General features: G+C 54.4%; 1 protein-coding gene. It reads right to left on the bottom strand.

Features of this window, described 5'->3' with window-relative positions:
- Positions 1 to 29 precede the first annotated feature (29 nt).
- Positions 30 to 658 (bottom strand): acyltransferase family protein (locus OP496_RS18265; protein WP_280565416.1); only part of this gene is annotated, 629 nt, incomplete at its 5' end.

Below are 658 nucleotides of genomic sequence, written 5' to 3'. Positions count from 1 at the left end.
GAATAAACGTCAGCGGTCCGGTGGCTCCCTCACCCACCGAACGCAAACCGCAAACGCCTGCGACTTCCCTTGAGCAACACCACGGCCGCTACCGATGACACCAGCGACAGTAGCGCCAACATGTTGCCTCGCTGGTACGAAAGCGCCTCGAAAAGCGAGATGAAAAGCGGATGGATGAAGTACAGCGCCGTCGCGTAATACGCCAGGGATGTGCTGTCGCCAGGTACCTGCATCGACGACACCCAAAGGAAAAGCCCAGGGCAAACGACCAGGAGGCTCAGGTACATATCGAAATGTGGCAGCCCTTCGAGACTGACATAATTGAGATAGGACTCCCCCAGCAACAGGAGCGCACCCGCCAGGCTCCAGATCGCGTAATAACGGCGATCTAGCTGGCGTATTCCTTCCCAATATCGCAGCAGATATCCGATACAGAAGAAAGGGAAGCCGAAAAATAAGAAGTTGCGATAGGACCAGCTTTTATGGAACAGCACGTCCAGCGCGTTGCCAGCAAAAAGATGGTAATTACCAGCATACATAAAGAAAACGCCCATGCCATAGAGCATCACCGCCAATACCAGCAGGGCTTTTACGGAACGGTCGCGCAGCATGTACAGCAAGATGGCAGCTCCAATCAGCCCCGAGAGAAACCACAGGT

It is taken from the genome of Chromohalobacter sp. 48-RD10, from assembly GCF_029889785.1.
GTDB lineage: Bacteria > Pseudomonadota > Gammaproteobacteria > Pseudomonadales > Halomonadaceae > Chromohalobacter.
This window is presented reverse-complemented; position numbering and strand designations above follow the sequence as displayed.